Raw genomic sequence first — 24,758 nt, forward strand, 5'->3', positions numbered from 1 at the left:
GGGGCCTCGTCGGCATCACGAATAACAAGAACAAGTCGGCACAAGGCGGCAGAAAAGGAGAGGGGATGTCAAAAAGCAGGGGGTACGTCTTTATTCACGGGGCCTGGCATAGCAGCGGAACATGGGCCGAGATCAAACCCCGGCTTGAACGGCAAGGGCATCTTGTGCGCGCCGTTGATCTGCCGGGGGCGGGCCCGAATGCGTCTGAGCCGGCCTCGCTGACCCGGCGCCCTTTCGATAAGGACGCTTTTGCTACGGAACCTTCCCCAAATGCAGATGTTACGCAACGGGAACGAACCGATGCCGTTATTGCGGCAGTCCGCGAGATTAACAGCCAAACCGGCGGCAAGGCCATTCTCGTCGGGCATTCGCTTGGTGGCCTGACGGTGTCCCATGTGGCGGAAGAAATTCCGGAAGAGATTGGCGCGGTTGTCTATTTAACGGCGATGATGCTTCCGAGCGGCATGTCGGCATTGGAGGTATCCAAGCGCGATGCTCTGCCGGATGAGATGCTCCCGTCCCTGATATGCGCCAATCCGAATACCGTCGGCGCGATGCGGCTTAATACCAGAAGCGAGGATCCGGCATATCGCGCGCGGATGAAGGAATGCTTTTACGGGGATGTGGATCAGGAGACATTTGACAGGGTGGCCAAAGGGTTGCATTGCGACGAACCGGCAGTGGTGCGGATGGAGCCGTCACCGATGACGGCCGGGAACTTCGGGACCGTCCCAAGACATTATATCGAATGTACCGAGGATAATGCGATTCCCATTTATCGACAGCGGTTTATGATCGCAGCCGTTGATGCCGCCTTGGGTTCGAAAACAACCGTCCATACTCTGCGCTGCAGCCATTCGCCCTTTGCCTCAATCCCGGATGACCTTGGCGGGATTCTGCTGAACATTCGGTGATCAGGCCCGTTTTGGGCTTGTTACGGAAAAACGCGGCGATTTGCCGCTCACATCCGCCTTTTCTTATCCCTTGCAAATGATTATTATTTACCGATTGCGCCGGGTGGCTTAGACAAGCCCCTGCGCGTGAACTGGAATGAGGGAAATCATTGGCAGTCCTGGAGTTTGAAAATCAGCAACCGCTTGTGCGGCAGGGGCGGCGGCGCAAGGGCACGTCCCTTGCGACGGGCTTCGTGCTGGTGATGGCGTTGATCCTTTCGATCCCGGTGCTTGTTGTCCTCGGCTATGTGTTTGTGCCGGCGCAGGACATCTGGGCCCATCTCGCCAGCACGGTTCTGCCGACCTATCTCTATAACACGCTGGCGCTGGCTCTCGGCGTGGCGGCTGTGGTCCTTATCATCGGGGTGGGGACGGCCTGGCTGGTCACCATGTGTGAGTTTCCGGGGCGCAGGATATTCTCCTGGGCGCTGTTCCTGCCGCTCGCCATGCCCGCCTATATCATTGCCTATACCTATACCGGCATGTTTGATTTTGCGGGGCCCCTCCAGACGGCTCTGCGGGAGATGTTCGGCTGGAGCCGGGCAGACTACTGGTTCCCGTCAATCCGGAGCCTGGGCGGGGCCATCGCCATGCTTGGCCTGGTGCTCTATCCATATGTCTATCTGGTGAGCCGCACGGCCTTTCTTGAGCAATCGATCTGCGCGCTGGAAGTGGGGCGGACGCTGGGACGCGGGCCGTGGCGCGGCTTCTTCTCGATCGCGCTCCCGCTTGCCCGCCCGGCCATTGTCACCGGCCTTGCGCTGGCCCTGATGGAGACCTTGAGCGATTTCGGCACTGTTCAGTTCTTCGCGGTCGATACTTTCACCACCGGCATCTACCGGACATGGTTCGGCCTCGGGGAGCCTGCAGCGGCGGCGCAGCTCGCGGCGATCCTGATGCTCTTCGTCTTTACCCTGATCCTGATCGAGCGGTTCAACCGGGGAAAACGCAAATTCCACCACACCACGGGGCGGTATCAGAAGATCACCCGCTATCGCCTTGGCAAGGGGCATCAGGGCCTCGCCCTGCTGGCCTGCGCGCTTCCGATTATATTTGGCTTCCTGCTGCCGACGGGCTGGCTCTTGAAAGACAGCATTTCGCATTCGAGTAGCGCCTTTAATGCTCACTTTCCGCAGCTGGTGCTGAACAGCGTGACCGTCGCCCTGATCGCGGCGGGGCTGTCGCTGCTGCTGGCTCTGTTCTTGATCTATGGCTTGCGGCGGGATAGCGCTGCCCCCTCCCGCTTTGAGCAGGGAGCCTTGCGCGTCGCCTCAATGGGCTATGCGGTGCCGGGTCCGGTGCTTGCCGTCGGGATCATGCTCCCCTTCGGATTTGTTGATAATGCGGTCGATAGCTGGATGCGAACGGCTTTCGGTATTTCGACCGGCCTGATTTTAAGCGGCACCATGGTCGCGCTCTTGTTCGCCTATATCGTCCGGTTCCTGGCGATTTCCCTCAACACGGTCGAGGCCGGGGTGGATACGGTGACGCCGAATATGGACCGGGCGGCGCGAACCCTCGGCGTCACCGGGCTCAAAAAGCTCTTCCGGGTGCATATCCCGATTATCTCGGGCAGCCTGATGACGGCGGTCCTCTTGGTCTTTGTCGATGTGATGAAGGAACTGCCCGCGACCCTTGTGCTCCGGCCGTTTGGCTTTGACACCCTGGCAATCCGCGCCTATGAAATGGCGAGCGATGAGCGGCTCGCCGACGCGGCCGGCCCGTCGCTGGCCATCGTCATCGTCGGTATCCTGCCGGTTATTATCCTCAGCCGGGCGATCGCCAAATCCCGCCCGGGACAGCATTCAGCTTCGAGAAGCGATCTTTGATGAGTAATCTTGTTTTCAGCAATGTCCGTCATCAGTATGACGGAATAAACTCCGTCGATATCGAGTATCTGGAGGTGGGCACGGGCAAGCTGGTCTGCCTGCTCGGTCCGTCGGGCTGCGGTAAATCGACGACATTGCGCCTCGCGGCGGGTCTTGAAAGCCCGCTGGAAGGAGAAATCAGCATCGGCGGCGAGGTAATGGCGAATGAGAAGATTTTCGTCGGGCCGGAGGATCGCCGTGTCGGGCTGATGTTTCAGGATTACGCCCTGTTTCCGCATTTGACGGTGGCGGATAATGTGGCTTTTGGCCTCTCGCATCTCGGCGGGGAGGAACGGCGCGCACGGGCCGAGGCGATGCTGGAAACCGTTGGCATGGCGTCTTCCGCACAGAAGTACCCGCATATGCTTTCGGGCGGGGAGCAGCAGCGCGTCGCGCTCGCCCGGGCACTTGCCCCGAGCCCGCGCATCATGCTGATGGATGAGCCCTTCTCGGGCCTTGATGCGGTTTTGCGCAACCGGCTCCGGGACGAGACACTGGCCTTGCTCAAGGAAATGGGAACGACCGTCCTGATGGTCACCCATGATCCGGAGGAGGCCCTGCGCATGGCCGATGAGATTGTGTTGATGCGAGCAGGCAAAATCGTGCAGCAAGGACCCGGCGGGGAGCTTTATAACCGCCCGGTTGATGCGTTCGTGGCGTCCTTCCTCGGTGATGTGAACCGGGTGCCGGCGCGGCAAAATGGTGAATTTTTCGAAACCGACCTTGGCCCTGTCCCGGCCACCGCCGCGTTAAACGGCGAGAGTGTCACCAACATTCTGATCCGGCCGGAGGCGATCCGCTTCCTGCCCGTGGTCAATCCCGACGCGCCGACGGGTGAGGTGGTTTTGTCAAGGAATCTCGGGGCTTACAGCCTGGTTGATGTCCAGTTTGAGAGCGGAATGAGGGTGACAGTGCGGGTTGCGTCCATGTATCAGCCAAATTTGGGTGAAAGCTGCTCTCTCACGCTTAATTTGGGCGGGGTTTTCATTTTTCCGGAGCCCGGAAATGGCATATACGTCGATAAACCCATATCAAACGCAAATTAAATGTCGTATAAACGCCTATAGACCTTTATATAAAACGAAGGAAGAGCCGCAGAGTTCCTTGAAAAAGTCCGGCGTTGGAAACTTTTCGATATTTGCGGTCGTCATATAGATTTAAGATATTCTCAAGATGAGAACAGGAGCATAAAACATGAGTATTGGTCCGTGGCAAATTATTCTAATTCTTGTCATCGTGCTCATCATTTTTGGGGCCGGCAAGCTGCCGCGCGTTGCCGGTGATCTGGCAAAGGGCATTAAAAACTTCAAAAGTGGGATGAGCGAGGACGACAAGCCGGAAACGGCTGAGGAGAAAAAGCCTGAAGTGCTTGAATCCGCCAGCAATAATGACAAGGCCGAGAGCAAGGACAAGGCGGCGCAGGGCTAAGCCTGACGCGGCCTCTTTCGTGAAACCCTTCAACCTGGACGAAGTGAATAGCCATGTTTGATATTGGCTGGACGGAAATGGTGTTTGTACTGGTGATCGCCGTGTTGGTCATCGGGCCGAAAGACCTGCCGAAAGCAATCTCGACTATCGGGAAATATGTCCGCAAGGCCCGGTCCATGGCGCGGGACTTTCAGTCCGGTATCGATGATCTCGCCCGGGAGACGGAACTGGACGATATCAAGAAGGATATTCAGAAGGGGACAGACTTCAATATCAAGAAACAGATTGAAGATGCGGTCGATCCCACCGGTTCCAAAGAGAACATGTTCAACGATATCAAGCCGCAGATCCGCGATCCGCGCGACAGCGCCAATAACTATTCCGCCCCGCCCGAAAAAGCTGATCCAGCGGCGGAGGTCCCCGCAAAAACCGACGCTCCGGCAGCAAAGCCCGCATCAACCACCTCTGCCGAGCCTGCACCCGCACCTGTAAAGACAGCGGACGCTCCCCCAGAACCTAAAGCGGAAACCAAAGCGTCGTGAACGAATCCGAGATTGACGATAGCAAGGCTCCCTTGATGGAGCATCTGATCGAGTTCCGCAACCGGCTGGTTTATTCGGTAATTGCGCTGCTGGTGGCCTTTATCCTTTGCTATCTGGTGGCGGAGGATTTGTTCGCCTTTCTTGTCCGGCCGCTGGTCGAGGCGATGGGCGATGATATCGAAGGCCGCCGGATGATCTTCACCGGCCTGCATGAAGCCTTTTTTACCTATATCAAGATCGCCTTCTTCACGGCGATGTTTGTCTCTTTTCCGGTCGTCGCGACGCAGATCTGGATTTTCGTGGCCCCGGGCCTCTACAAGAATGAAAAGGGCGCGTTTCTGCCTTTTCTTGTGGTGACCCCGGTCCTGTTTTTTCTGGGCGGCGCGCTCGCCTATGAAATCGTCATGCCGCTTGCGTGGAAATTCCTGCTCAGCTTTGAAAGCAGTGGGGAGGCCAGCCTTTATTCGCGGGCCTTTACCGCGTTAATTGCTGAATTTCCGAACCTGGTGAATTATCTGCCGACACCGGCGGAACCCATGGCCCTGCCGATCCAGTCGGAAACGCGGGTCAGTGAATATCTCAGCCTTTCCATGAAGCTGATCTTCGCCTTTGGTCTTTGCTTCCAGCTGCCGGTCCTGCTGACGCTTCTGGGGCGGGTGGGGATCGTTTCTTCCGCCGGGCTGAAGGCAAAATTCAAATACTCCATCGTCTTTGCCTTTATCGCGGCGGCGATCCTGACACCGCCCGATCCTTTAAGCCAGATCACTCTCGCCATCCCGATTATCGTGCTCTATGGCATTTCCATTGTCAGTGTGCGCATGGTCGAGAAAAAACGCGAGGCGCGAGAGGCACTGGAAGACGAAGACTGATCTTTCACCGCCGCCTGTGGGCTGGTCACCACATTTTTTGAGATAAATTTGACGGACGGCGCAAACCCCTCTGGACGTCGGACGACCGCGCCCTTATACACAGGATATCCATCCTTCAATACCGAAATGACGTATCTATGCTCGACTTAAAATGGATCAGGGAAAACCCGGAAGCTTTTGACGCGGCCATGAAGCGGCGCGGCCTGCCGCCGCAGTCTGAAGGGCTGCTCTCCCTCGACGCGGACAAGCGGAAAATCCAGACGGACATGCAGGATGTGCAGGCCCGGCGGAACGCGGCCGCGAAGGAAATCGGCAAGGCGAAGGCGTCCGGCGGCGATGCCGATGCGCTGATCCGTGAGGTGGCTGACCTCAAAGGCGCTGCGCAGGAGCTGGAGACGCGCGAACGCGATCTTCAGGCTGATCTCGATGCGGCGCTCTCTGTCCTGCCCAATATCATGAAAGACGACGTGCCGGATGGTGCGAGCGAGGACGACAATGTCGAACTTCGCCGTATTGGTGACATCCCGGAGTTCGAGTTCGAGCCGAAGGAGCATTACGAGCTTGGCGACGCCCTCGGCATGATGGATTTCGAGACGGCGGCGAAACTCTCCGGCGCGCGCTTTGTTGTGACCAGCGGCCAGATCGCCCGGCTGGAACGGGCGCTTGCCGCCTTTATGGTCGATGTGCATACGCTGGAAAAAGGCTATCTCGAAATCTCTCCGCCGGTGATGGTGCGCGGCGACAGCCTGTTCGGCACGGGACAGCTCCCGAAGTTCGAGGAAGACCTCTACAAGACGGAAGAGGATCACTATATGATCCCCACCGCAGAGGTGCCGCTGACCAATCTTGTGCGCGAGAGCATTCTTGCCGAAAGTGAGCTTCCCAAGCGCTTTACCGCCCATACGCTTTGCTTCCGGTCCGAGGCGGGCTCGGCGGGCAAGGATACGGCGGGCATGCTGCGCCAGCATCAATTTGCGAAGGTTGAGATGGTCTCCATCACCACGCCGGAGCAATCCGACGAAGAGCACGAGAGGATGACGGCCTGCGCGGAGGATATCCTCAAACGCCTTGGCCTGCCATACCGCGTTGTCGTGCTGTGTAGCGGCGATACCGGCTTCGGCGCGCGTAAAACCTACGATATCGAGGTCTGGCTGCCGGGACAGGATAGCTATCGCGAGATTTCAAGCTGCTCGACCTGCGGCGATTTCCAGGCCCGCCGGATGAAGGCGCGCTACCGTCCTGAAGGCGAGAAGGGAACGCAGTTCGTGCATACCCTGAACGGTTCCGGCCTTGCGGTCGGGCGGACCCTCATCGCGGTGATGGAGAATTATCAGCAGGCGGATGGATCAATCAGGATACCGGACGCACTTGTGCCCTATATGGGCGGAGTGACGGAGATCCGGGCCTAAAACAAGAAGAATAAGGAATAGAGATTTTGCGAATTCTACTCAGTAATGATGACGGGTTTAACGCGCCCGGGATGGAAACGCTGCGGCGCATTGCGGCGGAACTTTCCGACGACATCTATGTGGTCGCCCCGGAAAAGGAACAGAGTGGCGCCTCTCGCTCGCTTACCCTGCATGACCCGATCCGTATCAATAAATATGGCGATAAGGAATATTCGGTTGAGGGAACACCGACCGATTGCGTCATGATGGCGATGAATTACCTGTTCAAGGACAGGCGCCCCGACCTGATCCTGTCGGGCGTCAACCGCGGCGGCAACCTGGGGGAGGATGTTCTCTATTCCGGAACGGTCGCGGCAGCGAGTGAGGGGTGCCTGCTCGGCGTGCCGTCCATCGCGCTCAGTCAGTGCGTTGCCCCGGACGGCGCGACATTCTATTGGGATACGGCGGAGGCACTGGCGCCCGATATTATTCGCAAGCTGACCGAGTTTGAGTGGGGGCCGGATGTCCTGATCAACCTGAACTTTCCGGCGGTCCCGAAAGTGCAGGTCAAGGGCATCGATGTGACGAAGCAGGGCAAGCGTGATCTCTCCAACCTGTCCATTGATGACCGGGTCGATGCGCGCGGGCGGGAATATTTCTGGCTGGGTTATCGCCCGTCATTCGGTGATCCGCCCAAGGGCACGGATCTATGGTCGGTTGCGAACGGTCGGGTCTCGATTACCCCGCTCAAGCTCAACCTGACGAAAGTGGCGCTGGCCGACAAAATCAAGAAAGCCTTTGCGTGATTGATAATCCTGCCCAGAAAATCCGCCTGATTATGGAGCTTCGCCGGCAGGGGATCAACAATACGGAGGTTCTCTCGGCGATTGAGCGGGTGGCGCGCGATGCCTTCGTGCCGAAGACCTTCCGCGACCGGGCCTATGAGAATATCGCCCTGCCCATCGCCAGCGGCCAGACCATCAGCCAGCCCTATGTGGTCGCCTATATGACCCAGATGCTCAATCTGGACAAGCGGCGCAAGGTGCTGGAAATCGGCACCGGGTCAGGATACCAGACGGCCATCCTCGCCCGTCTGTGTCGCCGGGTCTATTCGATTGAGCGCTATCGTAACCTGCTGGAGCAGGCGGAGGCGGCGTTCGAGGAACTGAAAATCACCAATATCACCACGCGGCTTGGCGATGGCTATAAGGGCTGGCCGGAGCAGGCGCCCTTTGACCGGATTATTGTCACCGCCGCGGCGGAGGAAGTGCCCGAGGCGCTGCTTGACCAGCTTGGGCCGGACGGGATTATGGTGCTGCCCGTGGGCAAGGATTCCGCCAACCAGCATATCCTGCGCTTAACCAAGGATAACGACGGCAATGTCTCGGAAGAGGTTATGCTGCCCGTTCGATTCGTGCCCATGGTTCAAGGGGTTGCGGACGAATCTTAATTTAGCACTATATCTTGTATGTGGTTAATTTTGTTGTGATTCGCGGCCATTTATGCTTAATATCAGGGCATTATGGCGAGGTATGTATCTTTTTTCAGTCGCGTTGCCTGCGTAAGCCTGCTGCTCCCGATGTTGGCGGGCTGCCTTTATGACGACTATCTGCCGCGCTACAAAAGCGCCAAGGTCGTGCATACCCCGAAGCCGGAGCTGGTGACTGCGAAAGTCGTGATGCCCGCCGATTTCTCGCCCTATTATCAGGATTTGTCCTATCAATATGTGACCGTGCGCGGCGGGGATACGCTCTCACGCCTTGCGGCGCGCAGCAATGTGCCGGTCAAGGCGGTGGTCGCGATGAATAATATGCGCGACCCCTACCGGATTTATCCCGGTCAGCAGCTGAAGGTGCCTGCCTTCCATGTCCATTCCGTCCGGGCGGGGGAGACGCTCTATGCCATTTCCCGCGTGTATGATGTGGAAATGTCGGAAGTGGCGCATTTTAATTTTCTTGAGACACCCTATACCCTGATGCCGGGAACGAAGCTGAAAATCCCGATGAAGACAAGGGGAGAGGTGCGTGTCGCCTCCACCGATATGTCTGCCTGGCCTGCGCCGAAGCCCGCAGGGGCCAGCACTTCAGCGCAGCCGGTTAAAACGGTCCTCATCAATTCCAAACCACAGGTCGTGGCGCTTCCGCCGCCGCCACAGGCAACGCCTGCGGTCATCACCACCAAGGCGGCCCCGAAAGCGGCTCCGGCCCCGGCGAAGGTGGAGCCCAGCTATCAGACGGCGAAACTCGATATTCCGCCCGTGCCAACGCGGAAATTCACCACGAAGGCCCCGCCCAAGCGGAGCGGCAAGTCTTTCGGCTGGCCGGTTGAAGGGCAGATTATCTCCGGCTTCGGCAAGAAGAAGACCGGTTTTCATAATGACGGGCTCAATATCGCGGTGAAGGAGGGAACCCCCATTCGCGCCGCGGAAAATGGCGTGGTCTCCTATGTTGGCAATGAAATGCGCTCCTTCGGGAACCTGATCCTGGTCTCCCATGCGGATGGCTATGTCACCGCCTATGGCCATACGGAGCGGGCGGCGGTCGCCAAGGGCGACGCGGTCAAAAAGGGTGAGGTGATCGCCTATGCCGGATCGTCGGGCAGCGTGACGCGCAGCCAGCTCCATTTCGAAATCCGCAAAAAAGGACGCGCCATCAACCCCGTCGCGATGCTCGATTAACGCGGGCTAGCTTCTTGGCCGCAGCACGGTCTGTGTCTGGGTGACCTTGCCGACAAGCTTTCCGGCCTCATTCCTGACTTCCGTTTCAATGACAATGGTCGAGCCTCCGACATGGAGCGGCTTCGCCGTCGCGGTGACTTTTCCTTCCCGCACGGCACCAAGGAAGTTGGTCTTTGATTCAATGGTGGAGGTCCCGCTTGCGCCCTCGGACAGATTTGCGAAGGCCGCCGCGCCGCCCGCCGAATCCGCGAGTGCCATAATCGCCCCGCCATGCAGGATACCGGCACTGGTGCAGAGGGACGGAGCCCAGTCAAGGGTGAGGATCACTTCTTCGGGCGTCATCTTCTCGGCCTTCATGCCGAGGGTCGCGCAAAGGGGCATCTGTTTCTGGAGATAGGCGGTGAGGTCAGTCTCAGTCATCGGGTCACTTCTTCTTATGTGTTGATAGATGTCCCATCCTGACCCACTCCCGTAGGATAATCAATTACCTCACAGGTAAAGACGGTGCGCCGGTCAGGCTTTTCCGAGATGCCAGGCAACCTCCTCGGCATTGACCCGACCTTTCAGTCCGCCGCGTACCTCCGCTCGTTCAAGAACTGAGAGCCGGTAGATGTCGCTATAGAGGTCTTCCACGGTTTCTCCATCGATGGAGAAGGGCGGACCTGTCATCTCGCTCTGCTCATACTCGAACGTCAGGAGGAGTTGCGGCGCTGTGCCGGTAATCTTTGTCACCTGCCGCGCGTAATCTCCTCGCATCTCTTCAGGGAGCGCGACCAGCGCGGCCCGGTCATAGATCGCATCGACATCGCCCAGCAGATCAGCAGTAAGATCGAAGATATCTCCGACAAAGATATCGATATCCGGGGCGCTAAAGCGGGTGAGCTTTCCCACGGGAGTGACGTCAGGGGTGACCCCCAGTTCCTCAAACAGCTGCTTGATGGCGGACTCGCTGAGTTCCGCTCCGGCAACGCGATACCCTTTCGCGAGAAACCAGCCTATATCGAGGGTCTTGCCACAAAGCGGTATGAAAATGCGGCTCCCTTGGGTGGGAACAAGTGCCTCGAAATGCCTTTCAAGCAGGGTATTGGGTTTGCTTTGGTGGAACCCGATCTCGTTTGCATTCCACTTCTCATGCCAGAAACTTGCTTCCATAGTCATTCCTTTGATACTGGATTTTTGCGTTGTTTTTCGTAAGGTACAAGTTCAAGTCAACTTGAGGTCAAGAAAAAAATGATGCGAACTGGTGTTCTGGATATCGGCACTGTGGCGAAGGCGTCCGGTCTGCCGGCCTCGACATTGCGCTACTATGAGGAAAAGGGCCTGATCCGCTCTGTCGGTCGTCGCGGACTAAAAAGACTATTTGATTCGGCAGTGCTGGAGCGGCTCGCGCTCATTGCCCTCGGTCAGCATGCCGGGTTTTCGCTTGCGGAAATCGCCGCAATGTTTTCGCTAGACGGACGGCCGCAGATCGACAGATCGCAGCTCATGGCGAAGGCGGAGGATATCGATAAGACTATCCGCCAGCTTAGCGTGTTGCGCGATGGGCTGCGTCATACGGCGGTTTGCAAAGCCCCGAGCCATATGGAATGCCCGACATTTCAACGCCTGCTTCGTTTCGCGGTGAAAGCCCGAGGCCGGAACTGATCTCTGAACAAGATTACTCGATGATGGTGCCGGTCCGTCCGGCCACATCCTGAACATATTGCCAGGCAACGCGGCCTGAGCGGCTGCCGCGCGTGCGGGTCCATTCGATCGCCTCCCGCGTGAATTCTTCCTCGCCGATCGGGATGTTGTAATGCTTGAGATAGCGGCGAATCATCTCAAGATATTCATCCTGCGAGCAGCCATGAAAGCCGAGCCAGAGGCCGAACCGGTCGGAGAGGGAGACTTTTTCTTCCACCGCTTCGGAGGGCATGATGGCGGTGGAACGCTCATTCTCGATCATGTCGCGACGCATCATATGGCGGCGATTGGAGGTCGCATAGAAGATCACATTCGCGGGCCGGCCCTCCAGTCCGCCATCGAGCACGGTCTTGAGCGATTTATAAGTGGAATCGTCGCTGTCGAAGGACAGATCATCGCAGAAGATGACAGAGCGGCGCCTGGTTTTTTGAAGCTGCTGCATCAGGACGGGTAAGGAGGGGATATCCTCCCGATGGATCTCGATCAGGGCGAGAGGGTGGTCCATTTCCTCATTCACTTGCGCGTGGGAGGCCTTCACCAGCGAGCTTTTCCCCATGCCGCGTGCGCCCCAGAGCAGGGCGTTATTGGCGGGCAGGCCCTTGGCGAAGCGCAAGGTATTGTCATAGAGAATGTCGCGGACCCGGTCGATGCCATGCAGGATCGACATATCCACATGATTGACCTTGGGGATGACGCGCAGGTGATTGCTCTCGGCTTCCCAGATAAAAGCGTCGCCGCTGTTCAGGTCAACGGGGGTGGCGGCGGGCGGTGCCAGACGGTCAAGACTGTCGGCGATGCGCGTCAGCTGCGCGAGGATTTTGTCGTTACTCATATTCACCAATTGAAATCAGAAGGGGCAGACCCCAATTTACGGGACAGGCAACATAAATGCCACCATACGGCGGAATGTTCAAGCGCCCGTTCGTCCGGCGGCCTCAACGGTCCTTCAAATGACGGAGATTACCGATTGCGGCTTGCATTGCGCGGCAGGAACAATATAAAAGTCGTTCAGTATTTTCACGGGGCGGGCACAGCGCTGTCCTCCCTTCGTCACGAATTGTACCAAAGGACCTATTACGATGGACCAAGGACTAACCCAACTTCTGCCGCTCGTACTGATCGGTGTCGTGTTTTACTTTCTTCTTATTCGTCCGCAGCAGAAACGGGCGAAGGAACATCGCGCCATGATTGAGGCGGTTCGCCGCGGTGACAATGTTGTTACTGCCGGGGGCATCATGGGTAAGGTGACAAAGGTGCGCGACGACAATGTCGTCCAGATCGAGGTGGCGCCGGAAGTCCGCATCGATGTCGTGAAATCGACCCTGACGGAAGTCAAGACCAAGGGCGAGCCTGCGCCTGCCGCGCCGAAAGAGGGCGGTGACGACAAGGCCGAAGGGGATAAGCCATCAGGCGGAAATCCGGTCAGCAAGCTTTTCAAGAAATAACGGCCAGCCCTCATGAACCGCTTCCCCATGTGGAAGATTATCGTCGTGGCGATCGTTTGCGCCTTCGGGATACTCTACACACTTCCTAATTTCGTCAGCAAATCGGCGCTCAACGGACTGCCGGACTGGTTGCCGACGAAGCAGGTTAATCTCGGGCTGGATCTGCAGGGCGGTTCCCACCTCCTGTTGCAGGTGGATGCCGACACGGTCAAGACCAAGATGATGGACAGCCTTGTTGATGGGGTGCGGGACAGCCTGCGCCAGCAGGGCGATAATGTCGGCTATCGGGACCTTGCCCATGACGGCGAAGTGGTGTCCTTCACCCTTCGGGATCCGGCGGATGAGGACAAGGCGCGGGAGCGTATCGCGGATTTATCGAATATCATGCCAAACGGGCAGCGTGATGTGGTGATTACCTCCGATGACGGGCAGATTACCCTGACCCCGAGCGAGGCGGCGATCACCGCGCGGCTGAGCGCCGCTGTCGATCAGTCAATCGAGATTGTCCGCCGCCGCGTCGATGAGACGGGTGTGAACGAGCCGGCCATCCAACGGCAGGGGAATGACCGCATTCTGGTGCAATTGCCGGGTGTTGACGATCCTGACCGGATCAAGCGGCTTCTGGGCGAGACGGCGCAGCTGACTTTCCATCTGGTCGATTTGACCTCCGATGTCGGCGCGGCGGGCCGGGTGCCTCCGGGCTCCAAGCGGCTTCCGTCGATTGAGGAAGATGGCCGCACCTATATCATCAAGAACCGGGTTATGGTTTCGGGCGAAAACCTGGAGGATGCGCAAGCGACCTTCCAGCAGGGCCAGCCGGTTGTCTCCATCCGCTTTGACGGGTTGGGGGCGAAGCAGTTCGGTCAGGCAACGACCGAGAATGTTGGCAAGCCGTTCGCGATTGTTCTCGATAACAAGGTGGTGAGTGCGCCGCGCATTAACGAGCCGATCCTGGGTGGCTCCGCCGTAATCAGCGGCGGCTTCAATGTGGCGGGCGCGCAGGATCTTGCGCTGCTCCTCCGGGCGGGCGCACTCCCGGCGCCGCTTGATATATTGGAGGAACGCTCCGTTGGGCCGGACCTCGGCGCCGACAGCATCGCGGCGGGCGAGATTGCCGGGATTATCGGCATTATCGCCGTTGCGGTCTTCATGGTCGCCAGCTATGGCCTGTTCGGCATTATCGCCAATGTGGCACTGGCCATGAATATTTTCCTGATTATGGCGGTGCTTTCCGTTCTGGGGGCAACGCTGACGCTGCCCGGTATTGCGGGCATCGTGCTCACCATCGGTATGGCGGTGGACGCCAATGTGCTGATATTCGAGCGTATCCGAGAGGAAATCCGCGTCGGCAAGACGCCGCTGAATGCGATCAATTCCGGTTTCGCGCGCGCCTTTACCACGATTATTGACGCCAATGTGACCACCGGTATCGCCGCCGTTATCTTGTTCGTGATGGGCTCCGGTCCGGTCAAGGGCTTCGCGGTGACGTTGCTGATCGGGATTATCAGTTCCATGTTCACGGCGATTATGCTCTCGCGCATGCTCATCTCTTTCTGGATGCAGCGCAGGCGTCCGAAGACACTTGAGATTTAGGGGACCGGAAACATGTATAAAATCAAGCTTGTGCCGGATAACACCGCCGTTCCCTTCCTGAAATACCGGATGATCGCCTTTATTCTTTCGGCGGTGCTGATCCTGGGGTCGATCGGAGCCTTCCTGACCTTCGGGTTTAACAAGGGCATCGATTTTGAGGGCGGTATCCTGATCGAGGTCGGGACGGAAACCGCGCCGGATATCGCCGATATGCGCGGCTCTCTCGGCGGGCTGGGCTTGGGCCAGGTGGCGCTCCAGACCTTCGGCAGCGATACCGACATCCTGATCCGCGTTCAGCGGCAGGAAGGCGACGCCTCCGCCCAGCAGGACGCGGTGGAAGTGATCAAGCAGCAGCTCGCCACAGATTTCGGTGATGAAATTTCCTATCGCCGCGTCGAATTCGTTGGCCCGACCGTCTCGGAAGAGCTGGTGATTGCCGCGACGGAGGCCGTGATCGTCGCCGTACTGGCCATGCTGGTCTATATCTGGCTGAGATTTGAGTGGCATTACTCCGTCGGTGCCGTTGTCGCGCTGGTCCATGATGTTATTCTGACCATCGGCATGTTTGCCATCACGCGGATTGAGTTCAACCTCGCGTCCGTTGCGGCCATCCTGACGATTGTCGGCTATTCGATCAACGATACCGTGGTCGTCTATGACCGCATTCGCGAGAATTTCCGCCGCTACAAGAAGCTGTCGGTCGCGGAGCTGATCAATCTTTCCATCAACGAGACCCTGACCCGGACGGTCATGACCTCGGTCACGACTTTACTCGCGCTTGTCGCCCTCTATATCTTCGGGGGTGAGGTGATCCGCGGCTTTGCGACAGCGATGATCTTTGGCGTGGTCGTCGGTACTTATTCGTCGATCTTTGTGGCCGCGCCGGTTCTTCTTCATATCGGCCTGACGCATCAGAAAGAGGAAGAGGACGGCTTCGCCGGTGCGGAACGTGCCGATGGGGACGCAGAAGAAAAAGGCTAGCGCCGCGCGATCCAAACAACAGGAGACGTCATGCAGGACATATCCGGCCTTCCAAAAGAAGGGCAGCAGCTCATCAACGGCTACGGCGATGGGGGCTTCCGGGTGAGCGGTGTGCGCTATGAGGGATCTGTCCTGATCCTGCCTGAAAAGACGGAAAGCTGGTCGCTTGCGGATATTGACGGGATCAGCCTCGACAGCCTTTCCAGCCTGACCGAGAGCAGTGATAACATCGAAATCCTGCTGATCGGCTGCGGCGACGGGATGGCCTATATCGAGGATGATATCCGTAACGCTCTCAGGGAAAAAGGCATTGTCATCGACGCCATGAGCACGGGCGCGGCGGTCCGGACCTATAATGTCCTGCTGCTGGAACGGCGCCGGGTGGCCGCCGCCCTGATCGCCGTCTGAGTTTCTATATATATTACAGACTTTACATGTACGGCCTTCCGGCCTTATGATTCCCGCGCATATCCTTCCGGCGAAAAAAAATTGTAATGGTGCCGGGCGGAATTATCCTCAAGGGGAGGGAAAGTCATGTCCAGTATCTTATCAAACCTCAGAAATACGGTTATTGCCGGGATCGTTCTGACCATCATCATGGTGGCGATTGTCACCGGGGTTACCGGTGGCGGCTTCGACATGGGCGGTCACGCCTATGGTGCCTTTATCATGCGCTGGCTTCATGTGTTGAGCGGTGTGATGTGGGTTGGACTGCTGTATTATTTCAACTTCGTGCAAATCCCGAACATGCCCAATATCCCGGATGAACAGAAACCCGCGATTGGCAAGGTGATCGCGCCTGCCGCGCTGTGGTGGTTCCGCTGGGCCGCAATGGCGACCATCGTCACCGGTCTGCTGCTCGCCTGGATGAATGGCTATATCGTGGATGCGCTGACCCTCGGGGCGATGGACGGATTTGCCGTGGACAAGAGCCTTGCCATCGGCATCGGCATGTGGCTTGGCATCATCATGTGGTTCAATGTCTGGTTCGTGATCTGGCCCAACCAGAAGAAGGCGCTCGGCATTGTCGATGCGGATGCGGAAACCAAGGCCGCCGCCGCACGGACGGCGATGCTCTTCTCGCGGACGAACACCATGCTGTCGATCCCGATGCTCTATGCAATGGTCTCGGCGCAGAACCTGTTCTAGGCACAAAAAAGGCGCTTCCCGCAGGAAGCGCCTTTTCCATTTTACGCGGTAGCCGTTAGCCGAGATTTTCGTTGGCGAAATCCCAGTTCACAAGGCTTTCCAGAAATGTCTCCATATATTTCGGACGGGCATTCTGATAGTCGAGATAGTAGGCATGCTCCCACACATCCATGGTCAGGATCGGCTTCGCACCGTCGGTGAGCGGGCAGGCCGCGTTCGGGGTCTTGGTGACCTTCAGCTTGCCGCCATCAAGAACCAGCCAGGCCCAGCCGCTGCCGAATTGGGTTGCGCCGGCGGTCTTGAATTCCTCGGCGAATTTCTCGTATGAGCCAAAATCCTCATTGATCTTGTCGGCGATTGCGCCCGTCGGCTTGCCGCCGCCATTCGGCTTCATGGAATGCCAGTAGAAGGTATGGTTCCAGACCTGCGCGGCATTATTAAAAAGACCGGCTTTGCCCGCGTCGCCAGCGGTATCTTTCATGATCTCTTCCAGGGAGCGGGAGTCGGCATCGTCCAGGAGACCGTTCAAATTCGTCACATAGGCGTTGTGATGTTTTCCGTAATGAAAATCGAGGGTATTTTCCGAAATATGGGGAGCCAAAGCATCTTTTGCGTAAGGAAGGGGGGGAAGTTCAAAAGCCATAATTATCCTCTTGCCATTTTAGTGGTCAATTTTTCAGTTCATAATTCCGTGAAAATTCAAGCCCCTGACTGGGGAAAGAACTCGCATATCGCTACGCATACAGATATATACCAAATTATGTGCGCTTCCAGTTTTTTATAATGATTCTACATAAAAGTTGAGGCAGTTCGTGAGTGAGGCAGGCCAGAATAGCTATCTATCCGATGAAGTAAGGCGGTATGATTATGACCGATGGCTGACGGCGATTTTTGCGCCGACAGCGGCGCGGGAGGGGGTATTTGCCCTGCTGGCCTTTCATGCCGAGATAGCGCGTATTCGCGAAACGGTGAGCGAGCCGATGCTCGGCGACATTCGCCTGCAATGGTGGCGCGATGCGCTGAACTCGATTGCCGGAGGGACCTCTCCTGCCCATCCGGTGGCGGAGGCGCTGGCTCGGATTATTCCGGCCCATAATCTTGATATCGGTGATTTTCAGACCATCATTGATGCCCGGGCGTATGATCTTGATCCGCTGCCGTTCCAGACAGTAGCGGAGCTGCTCCGCTATTCGGAACAGACCGGCGGCGTATTGAACAGCCTGTTCCTGCGGATAACAGGGGTGACCGATGGGGAGGGGCTGACCGCTGCGCGGCAGGTTGGCAAGGCCTATGCGTTTCTTGGGATCATCCGGTCTGTGCCCTATCACGTTGCGCAAGATGTTTTACGCATCCCCGCGGAGATGATTGCCGCCAAGGGGCTGACCCCGGACACGCTCTTTACCTCCAAAAACCGGGAGGTCTTTTTCGAAATCATGCGGGAACTGACAGAACTTGCCGAGGGGGAACAGGCGGCGGCACGTGAGTTGATGCGAACGAGACCTAAATCGGAGAAATCCGCGTACCGGCTGGCCGCGCTCACGACGCTTTATCTTAACCGGCTTCGCTCGACCGGTTCCGATCCGGCGCATGAGAAAATGGATATCGGGGCTTTGCGGAAAATTCTTGCGCTCACCTTCGGACGCTGAGGTGGTAGGGGCTAAACGCCGCCCAGGCGCCAGTTTTGTGCCTGCATATAGTTACGGGCAAGAAACTGGTATGTATCCCTTAGGAGCCGTTCAATCTCGGAGCTTTCCTCGATAATCATCCCGTCCCATTTTTCCAGCATCTCACGCCATATCATAAAGTGCTGATGCAGCTCGTCGCGTGTTTTGCGGACCGTATCCACGGTCGGCTGGAAATTCTTCAGGATGACCATGACCTCACAGGTCTGGGCATCAATATCGATAAACTCCCTGTCGAATCTTCGGAGAACCGGATCGATCAGGATCTGCATCCGGTTGATTTCTTCGGATGTTGCCCGATCCCGCCGGTAGATGCTCGCGATCCGGCCGAGATTAGTGTTGATCTTCTTGATCTTTGAATAATGGTCGCGCAAGGCCTCGATATAGGCAAGTTCGCGAATGATCTCATCGATCTTGGCAACCACATCCTCTCGCTGAACGCCGAGCTTCTCGGCAATCTCGCGAAAGGCCTCCTGAACCTTCTCCTTGGTATTCGGGTCACTGGAAATTTTCTGGAGCTCACTCAGATTGAGGACTATTTCCTCGTCCCCCCTGAGCCAGGACAGAATTTGTGCCGTGATACGGCCGCGGGCGATTTCCTTATGCGCGTCGTCTATAGACCAGGAGGCGGAGCCGTCGAGCAGTTCTTTCGGGATGGAATCATTGGGCCGGATTTCCTGGACATATTTAAGGGCGCGCCCAATGGTGGCCAGCAATTCGGAGTCCGAGCTTTCGTCGTCGATACCAAATTCCCGACACAAGGATTTCGTCGGAATGGCGCCCTTTATTTCGCCAAGGTTGACAAAATAACAGGGTTCCTTCGTGTCGTGTGTCAGGCTGAAATACGCCCCCTCGACAGTGAAGATTTTATGGTCAAACGCGAAAAAAACGCTTGGATCCTGCTTTTCACCCATAGAATTGCCCGCTACACCTTATGTATCCAGTTAATCTGGCCTAATTGCACATATCCTGTCTGCATCGGAGCAGTCAGATTAGATGCTTAAGTCTGATCATAGAGAAACATCGTATACAAATGGTTACCAGATAACGCAGTTTCCGGGCGTTCAGAGCGCGGCCTTTTCGAGCCAGCCGGAGAAATCCCGTGCTGCCCGCGACGTATAGGCCAGTTTGCGCTCCTTTTTCTTAATCCGGCCTTCGGGCGGCGGGAACAGGCCGAAATTAACATTCATCGGCTGGAAGGATTTGGCGTCCGCTCCGCCGGTGATATGGCTCAAAATTGCACCCATGGCCGTGGTGACGGGCGGAAGCTGGAATTCACTCCCCGCAACATCGGCGGCGGCAAGCCGACCCGCGATCAGGCCGATGGCCGTGCTTTCCACATAGCCTTCAACCCCCGTGATCTGGCCCGCAAAGCGGATATGCGGATGATTTTTGAGACGAAGCTGTCCGTCCAGTACTTCGGGGCTGTTGATAAAGGTATTCCGGTGCAGGCCGCCAAGGCGCGCAAACTCCGCTTTTTCAAGCCCCGGTATGGCCGAAAAGATGCGCTTTTGCTCCCCATAGGTGAGCTTGGTCTGAAAGCCGACCATGTTATAGAGTGTGCCGAGTTTGTTATCCTGACGAAGCTGCACAACGGCGTAAGGCTTCTCGTCGGATCGCGGGTTGGTGAGGCCGACCGGCTTCATCGGCCCGAACCGGAGCGTTTCCGGTCCGCGTTCCGCCATCACCTCGATCGGCAGGCAGCCGTCGAAATAGGGGGTGTTCTTCTCCCAGTCCTTGAACTCGGTCTTGCCACCCTCGTTAAGCGCCTGGATAAAATCCTTGTACTGTGCCTCGGTCATCGGGCAGTTGATATAGTCCGATCCGTCGCCCTTGTCATAGCGGGACTGGAACCAGGCGATATCGAAATCGATGCTGTCTTTATAGACAATCGGCGCAATGGCATCGAAGAAAGCGAGCGCGTCGGCGCCTGTTGCCGCATGAACTTCTTTCGCCAGCGCGCCGGAGGTGAGGGGGCCGGTCGCGATAATCACCTGTCCCCAGTCGGCGGGCGGCAACTCGGTGACCTCCTCGCGTGCCAGCGTCACCAGAGGATGCGCCTCGATTTTTTCCTGAATATAGCCAGAGAACCCATCCCGGTCGACAGCAAGCGCACCGCCCGCCGGCACCCGGTTAAAATCCGCACTTTCCATGATCAGGGAGCCCATATCCCGCATCTCCCGATGCAGGAGGCCAACGGCGTTGTTCTCCGCATCATCGGAGCGGAAGGAATTCGAGCAGACAAGCTCCGCCAGCCCATCGGTGAGATGCGCGTCGGTGCCGCGCACGGGACGCATTTCATGGAGAATGACCGGAATGCCAGCCTGCACGAGCTGCCATGTTGCCTCACTCCCGGCGAGACCGCCGCCGATCACATGGACGGGTTTTTGATCTGTGCTCATAATGTTCAGGCGGCCTTTGTCTTCTTTGGCTTTTTCGCCTTGCCTTCCGCCTGTTTGACCGGCGGGCGCTTGGCGAGGATGTCCTTCAGATACTGGCCCGTGTAGCTTTCGGCGACCTTGGCGACGTCTTCGGGCGTGCCCTCGGCGACCAGATAGCCGCCCGCATCGCCGCCATCGGGGCCCATATCGACGACCCAATCGGCGGTCTTGATGACCTCAAGGTTATGCTCGATCACGAGGACGCTGTTGCCCGCATCGACAAGGGCCTGCAGCACTTCCATCAATTTGCGCACATCCTCGAAATGCAGACCGGTGGTCGGCTCGTCGAGGATATAGAGCGTGCGTCCCGTCGCCCGGCGGGAGAGTTCCTTCGCCAGCTTGACGCGCTGCGCCTCACCGCCCGACAGCGTCGTCGCCTGCTGCCCCACATGGATATAGCCGAGGCCGACCTGCTGCAGGGTCTCGAACTTCTCGCGAACGTTTGGCACCGCCTTGAAGAAGACCGCCGCATCATCGACGGTCATGTTCAGCACGTCGGAGATGGATTTGTCCTTGAACTTGATCTCCAGCGTCTCGCGGTTATAACGCTCCCCCTTGCAGACATCGCATTGCACATAGACGTCGGGCAGGAAATGCATCTCGATCTTGATGACGCCGTCGCCCTTGCAGGCCTCGCAGCGGCCACCCTTGACGTTGAAGGAGAACCGCCCGGATTTATAGCCGCGCGCCTTGGCCTCGGGCAGCCCCGCAAACCATTCGCGGATTGGCGTGAAAGCGCCGGTATAGGTCGCGGGGTTGGAGCGGGGCGTGCGCCCGATGGGGGATTGGTCGATATCGACAATCTTGTCGAGCCATTCGATCCCCTCGATCCGGTCATGCGGTCCCGGGTGATTGCGGTTGTTGTTGAGCTTCTTGGCGATAGCCTTGTACAGCGTCTCGATAATCAGGGAGGACTTTCCGCCACCGGAAACCCCGGTCACGCAGGTAAAGGTGCCGAGCGGAATATTGACGTTCACACGCTTCAGATTGTTATGCCGTGCGCCGATAATATGGATCTGGCGCGATTCCTGAATGCGGCGGCGCTGTTTCGGTAGCGGCACTTCCATCTCACCCGAAAGATACTTGCCGGTGATGCTCTCCGGTTCCTTCATGATGTCGTCGGGGGTGCCTTGCGCGATCAGGCGACCGCCATGGCGACCCGCGCGCGGGCCCATATCGACCACATGATCGGCGGTCATGATCGCTTCCTCGTCATGCTCGACGACGATCACGGAGTTGCCCTGATCACGCAGATTGACGAGGGTTTTAAGAAGCCGCGCGTTATCGCGCTGATGCAGCCCGATGGAGGGCTCGTCCAGTACATAGAGCACGCCGGTCAGGCCGGAGCCGATCTGGGAGGCAAGGCGGATACGCTGGCTCTCTCCACCGGAGAGCGTGCCGGAACCCCGCGAAAGCGTCAGATACTCAAGGCCGACATCGACAAGGAAGCCGAGCCGCTCGTTGATTTCCTTCAAGACCCGCTCGGCGATGGAATTATCTTTATCCGACAGGGCGCCGGACAATTCCGCGAACCATTTACGCGCATCGAGAATGGATTTCGCGCAAACCTCGCCGATATGATGGTCGCCAATGCGGATGGCGAGGCTTTCTTCCTTCAACCGGTGCCCGCCGCATTTGGAACAGTTGGTCTTGTCCTGATATTTCTCCAGATCCTCGCGGACCCAGCTGCTGTCGGTCTCGCGCCAACGCCGCTCGATATTTGGAATAACCCCTTCGAACGGCTTGTTGGTCTTATAGGTCCTGAGGCCATCGTCAAAGGTAATCTGGACTTTTGTCTCCCCGGTGCCAAAGAGAATAGCCTTCTGCGCTTCCTCGTCAATTTCCTCCCAGGGTTCGGTGGTGGTAAAGCCGTAATGCTTGGCGAGGGCTTCCAACGTCTGCATGTAGTATGGTGCCGGCGTCTGGGAGCGGGACCAGGGGGCGATCGCCCCTTCGCGCAAAGTGAGTGTGACATCGGGCACGATCTGGTCGGGATCGAAATACATTTCCGTCCCCAATCCGCCGCAGGACGTACAGGCGCCATAGGGGTTGTTGAAGGAGAAGATGCGCGGCTCGATTTCCTCAATCGTGAAGCCCGATACAGGGCAGGCAAATTTGGAGGAAAACATCGTCCGCTCCTGCGTGTCCGCATCTTCCACGGCGAAGAGCCCATCGGCGAGGTCGAGCGCGGTCTCGATGGAATCGGCGAGACGGCCCTGAATATCCTCATTCAGAACCACGCGATCAACAACCACATCGATATGATGCTTGATCTGCTTGTCGAGTTCGGGCGTGTCCTCAATGTCGTAGATTTCACCATCGACCTTGACCCGCTGGAAGCCGCGCTTGCGAAGATCAAGGAATTCCTTGCGATATTCGCCCTTGCGGCCGCGCACGATGGGGGCCAGCAGATAGAGCCGCTTGCCCTCGCCCTTGGCCATGACCTGATCGACCATCTGGCTGACTGTCTGGCTGGCGATGGGAAGGCCGGTCGCCGGGGAATAGGGAACACCGATACGGGCATACAATAGGCGCAGATAGTCATAGATTTCCGTGACCGTGCCGACGGTGGAGCGCGGGTTTTTCGAGGTTGTCTTCTGCTCGATCGAGATGGCCGGGCTCAGGCCGTCGATATGGTCCACATCCGGTTTCTGCATCATTTCCAGGAACTGCCGGGCATAGGCCGACAGGCTTTCGACATAGCGGCGCTGCCCCTCCGCATAGATGGTGTCGAAGGCGAGCGATGACTTGCCCGATCCCGAAAGGCCGGTGATCACCACCAATTGGTCGCGGGGGATATCGATATTGACATTCTGCAAGTTATGTTCGCGGGCGCCGCGGATGCTGAGAATTTTCTGCATTCGGATAGTATACCTGACATGTGCTTAAAACTGTGCCGGAATTTATCGGGTATCAGGGGAAAAGGCCAGACTTAAAGCCAAAAAATGTTTTCATTTTGTTCACGGTCGACATTATGGTCGAAAAGCACTGGCCAGAGGCGCTTTTGCACGTTATTGTCTGGCCAGAATTTTTTAAGAGAATTGAGAATCGAAAGCGGAAATCATCATGGCGGGCAGCGTTAATAAAGTCATTCTTGTTGGAAATCTGGGCGCGGATCCCGAAGTTCGCCATATGAACAATGGCAAGCCGGTCTGCAACCTCAGCGTAGCAACGAGCGAATCCTGGAAGGATCGCGATAGCGGGGAGCGCAAGGAACGCACGGAATGGCACCGGGTTGTGATCTTTAACGAGGGGCTTTGTAGGATTGCTGAACAATATCTCAAGAAAGGCTCCAAGGTCTATTTGGAAGGACAGATCCAGACTCGTAAATATGAGCAGGACGGTATTACCAAATATACAACCGAAGTTGTGCTGCAGGGCTTCAATTCGACACTGACCATGCTTGATAGCCCGGGCGGCGGTCAGGGTCAGGGCGCTGGCTATGGCGGTGGCGCGCAGCAGGGCGGAAATGATTATGGCGGTGGCGGCGCCCCGAGTGGGGATCGCAGCTTTGGCGGTCCGGCCGGCAGCGGCATGGGCGGTGATTTCGATGATGACATTCCCTTCTAAGGGCGTGGACATCACGGTGAAATGAGGAAGAGGCTGCCCGTCGCGGGCGGCCTTTTTTATTGGGACGGGATTGAAGGCAGAGGAGGGGAAAACATGGCGCTAGATCATATTTCCGTTGCAGTCAGTGATATTGGAAAAAGCGGTGCCTTTTACGATGCGGTTCTTGGCCATCTTGGAATGGCTCGGATAGCAGATCGGGAGATGACGATCGGTTACGGTAAGAAATTCCCCGAATTCTGGATTAATGCGCGCCCGGATATGGCACCGGTGTCGGCCGATACCGGCGTTCATATCGCGCTCCGTGCCCGAAGTGAGGAACTGGTTCTTGAATGTTATCAGGCGGCGCTTGAGAATGGCGGAACTGATGCGGGTTCGCCGGGGGCGCGACAGGCAGCACTGACCACATACTTTGGCGCCTTTTTCAAGGATCCGGATGGCAACAAGGTCGAAATCGTGACCTTCCCCAAACCAGAATAACCGGCGGGCGTG

Annotated in this window: 26 protein-coding genes; 19 read left to right on the forward strand and 7 right to left on the reverse strand. The window is 57.4% G+C overall.

Translation table 11 applies throughout. The annotated features are described in order from the left end of the window. Positions 1–65: 65 nt before the first annotated feature. The 10 genes from P1U71_RS08470 (at position 66) to P1U71_RS08515 (ending at position 9,725) form a co-directional block, all read left to right on the forward strand. The gene (locus P1U71_RS08470) at positions 66–914 is read left to right on the forward strand and encodes an alpha/beta fold hydrolase (protein ID WP_301105146.1); all 849 of its coding nucleotides are present in this window, start codon (positions 66–68) and stop codon (positions 912–914) included. A 242-nt stretch (positions 915–1,156) separates the two neighbouring features. Further along, a complete protein-coding gene (locus tag P1U71_RS08475; RefSeq protein ID WP_367281153.1) occupies positions 1,157–2,782 on the forward strand; it encodes an ABC transporter permease in 1,626 nt (541 codons plus the stop codon). Then, a complete protein-coding gene (locus P1U71_RS08480; protein WP_301105148.1) occupies positions 2,782–3,867 on the forward strand; it encodes an ABC transporter ATP-binding protein in 1,086 nt (361 codons plus the stop codon). Before P1U71_RS08475 ends, P1U71_RS08480 begins: the two co-directional genes overlap by 1 nt. A gap of 148 nt (positions 3,868–4,015) precedes the next feature. Then, complete coding sequence (gene tatA / locus P1U71_RS08485) at positions 4,016–4,249, forward strand: twin-arginine translocase TatA/TatE family subunit (RefSeq protein ID WP_301105149.1); 234 nt, start codon at positions 4,016–4,018, stop codon at positions 4,247–4,249. 53 nt (positions 4,250–4,302) lie between these two features. Beyond that, on the forward strand, positions 4,303–4,791 hold the full coding sequence (gene tatB, locus P1U71_RS08490) for a Sec-independent protein translocase protein TatB (RefSeq protein WP_301105150.1): 489 nt from the start codon (positions 4,303–4,305) through the stop codon (positions 4,789–4,791). Next, positions 4,788–5,660, forward strand: a complete 873-nt coding sequence (locus P1U71_RS08495; protein ID WP_301105151.1) for a twin-arginine translocase subunit TatC — start codon at positions 4,788–4,790, stop codon at positions 5,658–5,660. Before tatB ends, P1U71_RS08495 begins: the two co-directional genes overlap by 4 nt. A 137-nt stretch (positions 5,661–5,797) precedes the next feature. After that, positions 5,798–7,069 carry a serine--tRNA ligase gene (gene serS, locus P1U71_RS08500; RefSeq protein WP_301105152.1) on the forward strand — a complete coding sequence of 424 codons (1,272 nt, stop codon included), beginning with the start codon at positions 5,798–5,800 and terminating at the stop codon, positions 7,067–7,069. Between the two features lie 26 nt (positions 7,070–7,095). Next, the gene (gene surE / locus P1U71_RS08505; RefSeq protein WP_301105153.1) at positions 7,096–7,854 is read left to right on the forward strand and encodes a 5'/3'-nucleotidase SurE; all 759 of its coding nucleotides are present in this window, start codon (positions 7,096–7,098) and stop codon (positions 7,852–7,854) included. Continuing rightward, positions 7,854–8,498, forward strand: a complete 645-nt coding sequence (locus tag P1U71_RS08510) for a protein-L-isoaspartate(D-aspartate) O-methyltransferase (protein ID WP_367281154.1) — start codon at positions 7,854–7,856, stop codon at positions 8,496–8,498. Before surE ends, P1U71_RS08510 begins: the two co-directional genes overlap by 1 nt. A 72-nt stretch (positions 8,499–8,570) precedes the next feature. Next, a complete protein-coding gene (locus P1U71_RS08515) occupies positions 8,571–9,725 on the forward strand; it encodes a LysM peptidoglycan-binding domain-containing M23 family metallopeptidase (protein ID WP_301105155.1) in 1,155 nt (384 codons plus the stop codon). A 6-nt stretch (positions 9,726–9,731) separates the two neighbouring features. On the opposite strand, the gene P1U71_RS08520 is transcribed toward P1U71_RS08515, so the two are convergent. Both P1U71_RS08520 and tmpT read right to left on the reverse strand, forming a co-directional pair. Further along, the gene (locus P1U71_RS08520) at positions 9,732–10,145 is read right to left on the reverse strand and encodes a PaaI family thioesterase (RefSeq protein WP_301105156.1); all 414 of its coding nucleotides are present in this window, start codon (positions 10,143–10,145) and stop codon (positions 9,732–9,734) included. Between the two features lie 93 nt (positions 10,146–10,238). Continuing rightward, positions 10,239–10,877, reverse strand: a complete 639-nt coding sequence (gene tmpT / locus P1U71_RS08525; RefSeq protein ID WP_301105157.1) for a thiopurine S-methyltransferase — start codon at positions 10,875–10,877, stop codon at positions 10,239–10,241. An 81-nt stretch (positions 10,878–10,958) separates the two neighbouring features. Here tmpT and P1U71_RS08530 point away from each other — a divergent pair, with 81 nt between their 5' ends. Then, positions 10,959–11,369 carry a helix-turn-helix domain-containing protein gene (locus P1U71_RS08530; protein WP_367281155.1) on the forward strand — a complete coding sequence of 137 codons (411 nt, stop codon included), beginning with the start codon at positions 10,959–10,961 and terminating at the stop codon, positions 11,367–11,369. Positions 11,370–11,382: 13 nt separating this feature from the next. Here P1U71_RS08530 and P1U71_RS08535 read toward each other — a convergent pair whose 3' ends face one another. Continuing rightward, positions 11,383–12,240, reverse strand: coding sequence for an ATP-binding protein (locus P1U71_RS08535; RefSeq protein ID WP_301105159.1), 858 nt, complete (start codon positions 12,238–12,240; stop codon positions 11,383–11,385). A gap of 247 nt (positions 12,241–12,487) precedes the next feature. Between P1U71_RS08535 and yajC the strand changes: the two genes are divergently transcribed. The 5 genes from yajC (at position 12,488) to P1U71_RS08560 (ending at position 16,576) form a co-directional block, all read left to right on the forward strand. Continuing rightward, complete coding sequence (yajC, locus tag P1U71_RS08540; protein WP_301105160.1) at positions 12,488–12,853, forward strand: preprotein translocase subunit YajC; 366 nt, start codon at positions 12,488–12,490, stop codon at positions 12,851–12,853. Between the two features lie 12 nt (positions 12,854–12,865). Beyond that, positions 12,866–14,446: a protein translocase subunit SecD gene (secD, locus tag P1U71_RS08545; RefSeq protein ID WP_301105161.1), complete on the forward strand. Its 1,581-nt coding sequence runs from the start codon at positions 12,866–12,868 to the stop codon at positions 14,444–14,446. Positions 14,447–14,458: 12 nt separating this feature from the next. Next, a complete protein-coding gene (gene secF / locus P1U71_RS08550; RefSeq protein ID WP_301105162.1) occupies positions 14,459–15,427 on the forward strand; it encodes a protein translocase subunit SecF in 969 nt (322 codons plus the stop codon). 30 nt (positions 15,428–15,457) lie between these two features. Continuing rightward, complete coding sequence (locus P1U71_RS08555) at positions 15,458–15,835, forward strand: Mth938-like domain-containing protein (protein ID WP_301105163.1); 378 nt, start codon at positions 15,458–15,460, stop codon at positions 15,833–15,835. Positions 15,836–15,961: 126 nt separating this feature from the next. Continuing rightward, the gene (locus P1U71_RS08560) at positions 15,962–16,576 is read left to right on the forward strand and encodes a urate hydroxylase PuuD (RefSeq protein WP_301105164.1); all 615 of its coding nucleotides are present in this window, start codon (positions 15,962–15,964) and stop codon (positions 16,574–16,576) included. Positions 16,577–16,631: 55 nt separating this feature from the next. Here P1U71_RS08560 and P1U71_RS08565 read toward each other — a convergent pair whose 3' ends face one another. Further along, the gene (locus P1U71_RS08565; RefSeq protein ID WP_301105165.1) at positions 16,632–17,219 is read right to left on the reverse strand and encodes a superoxide dismutase; all 588 of its coding nucleotides are present in this window, start codon (positions 17,217–17,219) and stop codon (positions 16,632–16,634) included. 169 nt (positions 17,220–17,388) lie between these two features. Here P1U71_RS08565 and P1U71_RS08570 point away from each other — a divergent pair, with 169 nt between their 5' ends. Beyond that, positions 17,389–18,222, forward strand: a complete 834-nt coding sequence (locus P1U71_RS08570) for a phytoene/squalene synthase family protein (protein ID WP_301105166.1) — start codon at positions 17,389–17,391, stop codon at positions 18,220–18,222. Between the two features lie 11 nt (positions 18,223–18,233). On the opposite strand, the gene P1U71_RS08575 is transcribed toward P1U71_RS08570, so the two are convergent. The 3 genes from P1U71_RS08575 to uvrA form a co-directional block, all read right to left on the reverse strand. Further along, positions 18,234–19,172 (reverse strand): hypothetical protein, encoded by a 939-nt coding sequence (locus P1U71_RS08575; protein WP_301105167.1) that lies wholly within the window; start codon positions 19,170–19,172, stop codon positions 18,234–18,236. Positions 19,173–19,322: 150 nt separating this feature from the next. Next, positions 19,323–20,660, reverse strand: a complete 1,338-nt coding sequence (gene trmFO / locus P1U71_RS08580; protein ID WP_301105168.1) for a methylenetetrahydrofolate--tRNA-(uracil(54)-C(5))-methyltransferase (FADH(2)-oxidizing) TrmFO — start codon at positions 20,658–20,660, stop codon at positions 19,323–19,325. A 5-nt stretch (positions 20,661–20,665) separates the two neighbouring features. Then, the gene (gene uvrA / locus P1U71_RS08585; protein WP_301105169.1) at positions 20,666–23,560 is read right to left on the reverse strand and encodes an excinuclease ABC subunit UvrA; all 2,895 of its coding nucleotides are present in this window, start codon (positions 23,558–23,560) and stop codon (positions 20,666–20,668) included. Between the two features lie 205 nt (positions 23,561–23,765). On the opposite strand from uvrA, the gene ssb reads away from it, so the two are divergent. Further along, positions 23,766–24,269 carry a single-stranded DNA-binding protein gene (gene ssb / locus P1U71_RS08590; protein ID WP_301105170.1) on the forward strand — a complete coding sequence of 168 codons (504 nt, stop codon included), beginning with the start codon at positions 23,766–23,768 and terminating at the stop codon, positions 24,267–24,269. 93 nt (positions 24,270–24,362) lie between these two features. Then, on the forward strand, positions 24,363–24,746 hold the full coding sequence (locus tag P1U71_RS08595; protein ID WP_301105171.1) for a VOC family protein: 384 nt from the start codon (positions 24,363–24,365) through the stop codon (positions 24,744–24,746). Positions 24,747–24,758 lie beyond the last annotated feature (12 nt).

The organism is Sneathiella sp., assembly GCF_029233945.1.
In the GTDB taxonomy this organism is placed as follows: domain Bacteria; phylum Pseudomonadota; class Alphaproteobacteria; order Sneathiellales; family Sneathiellaceae; genus Sneathiella.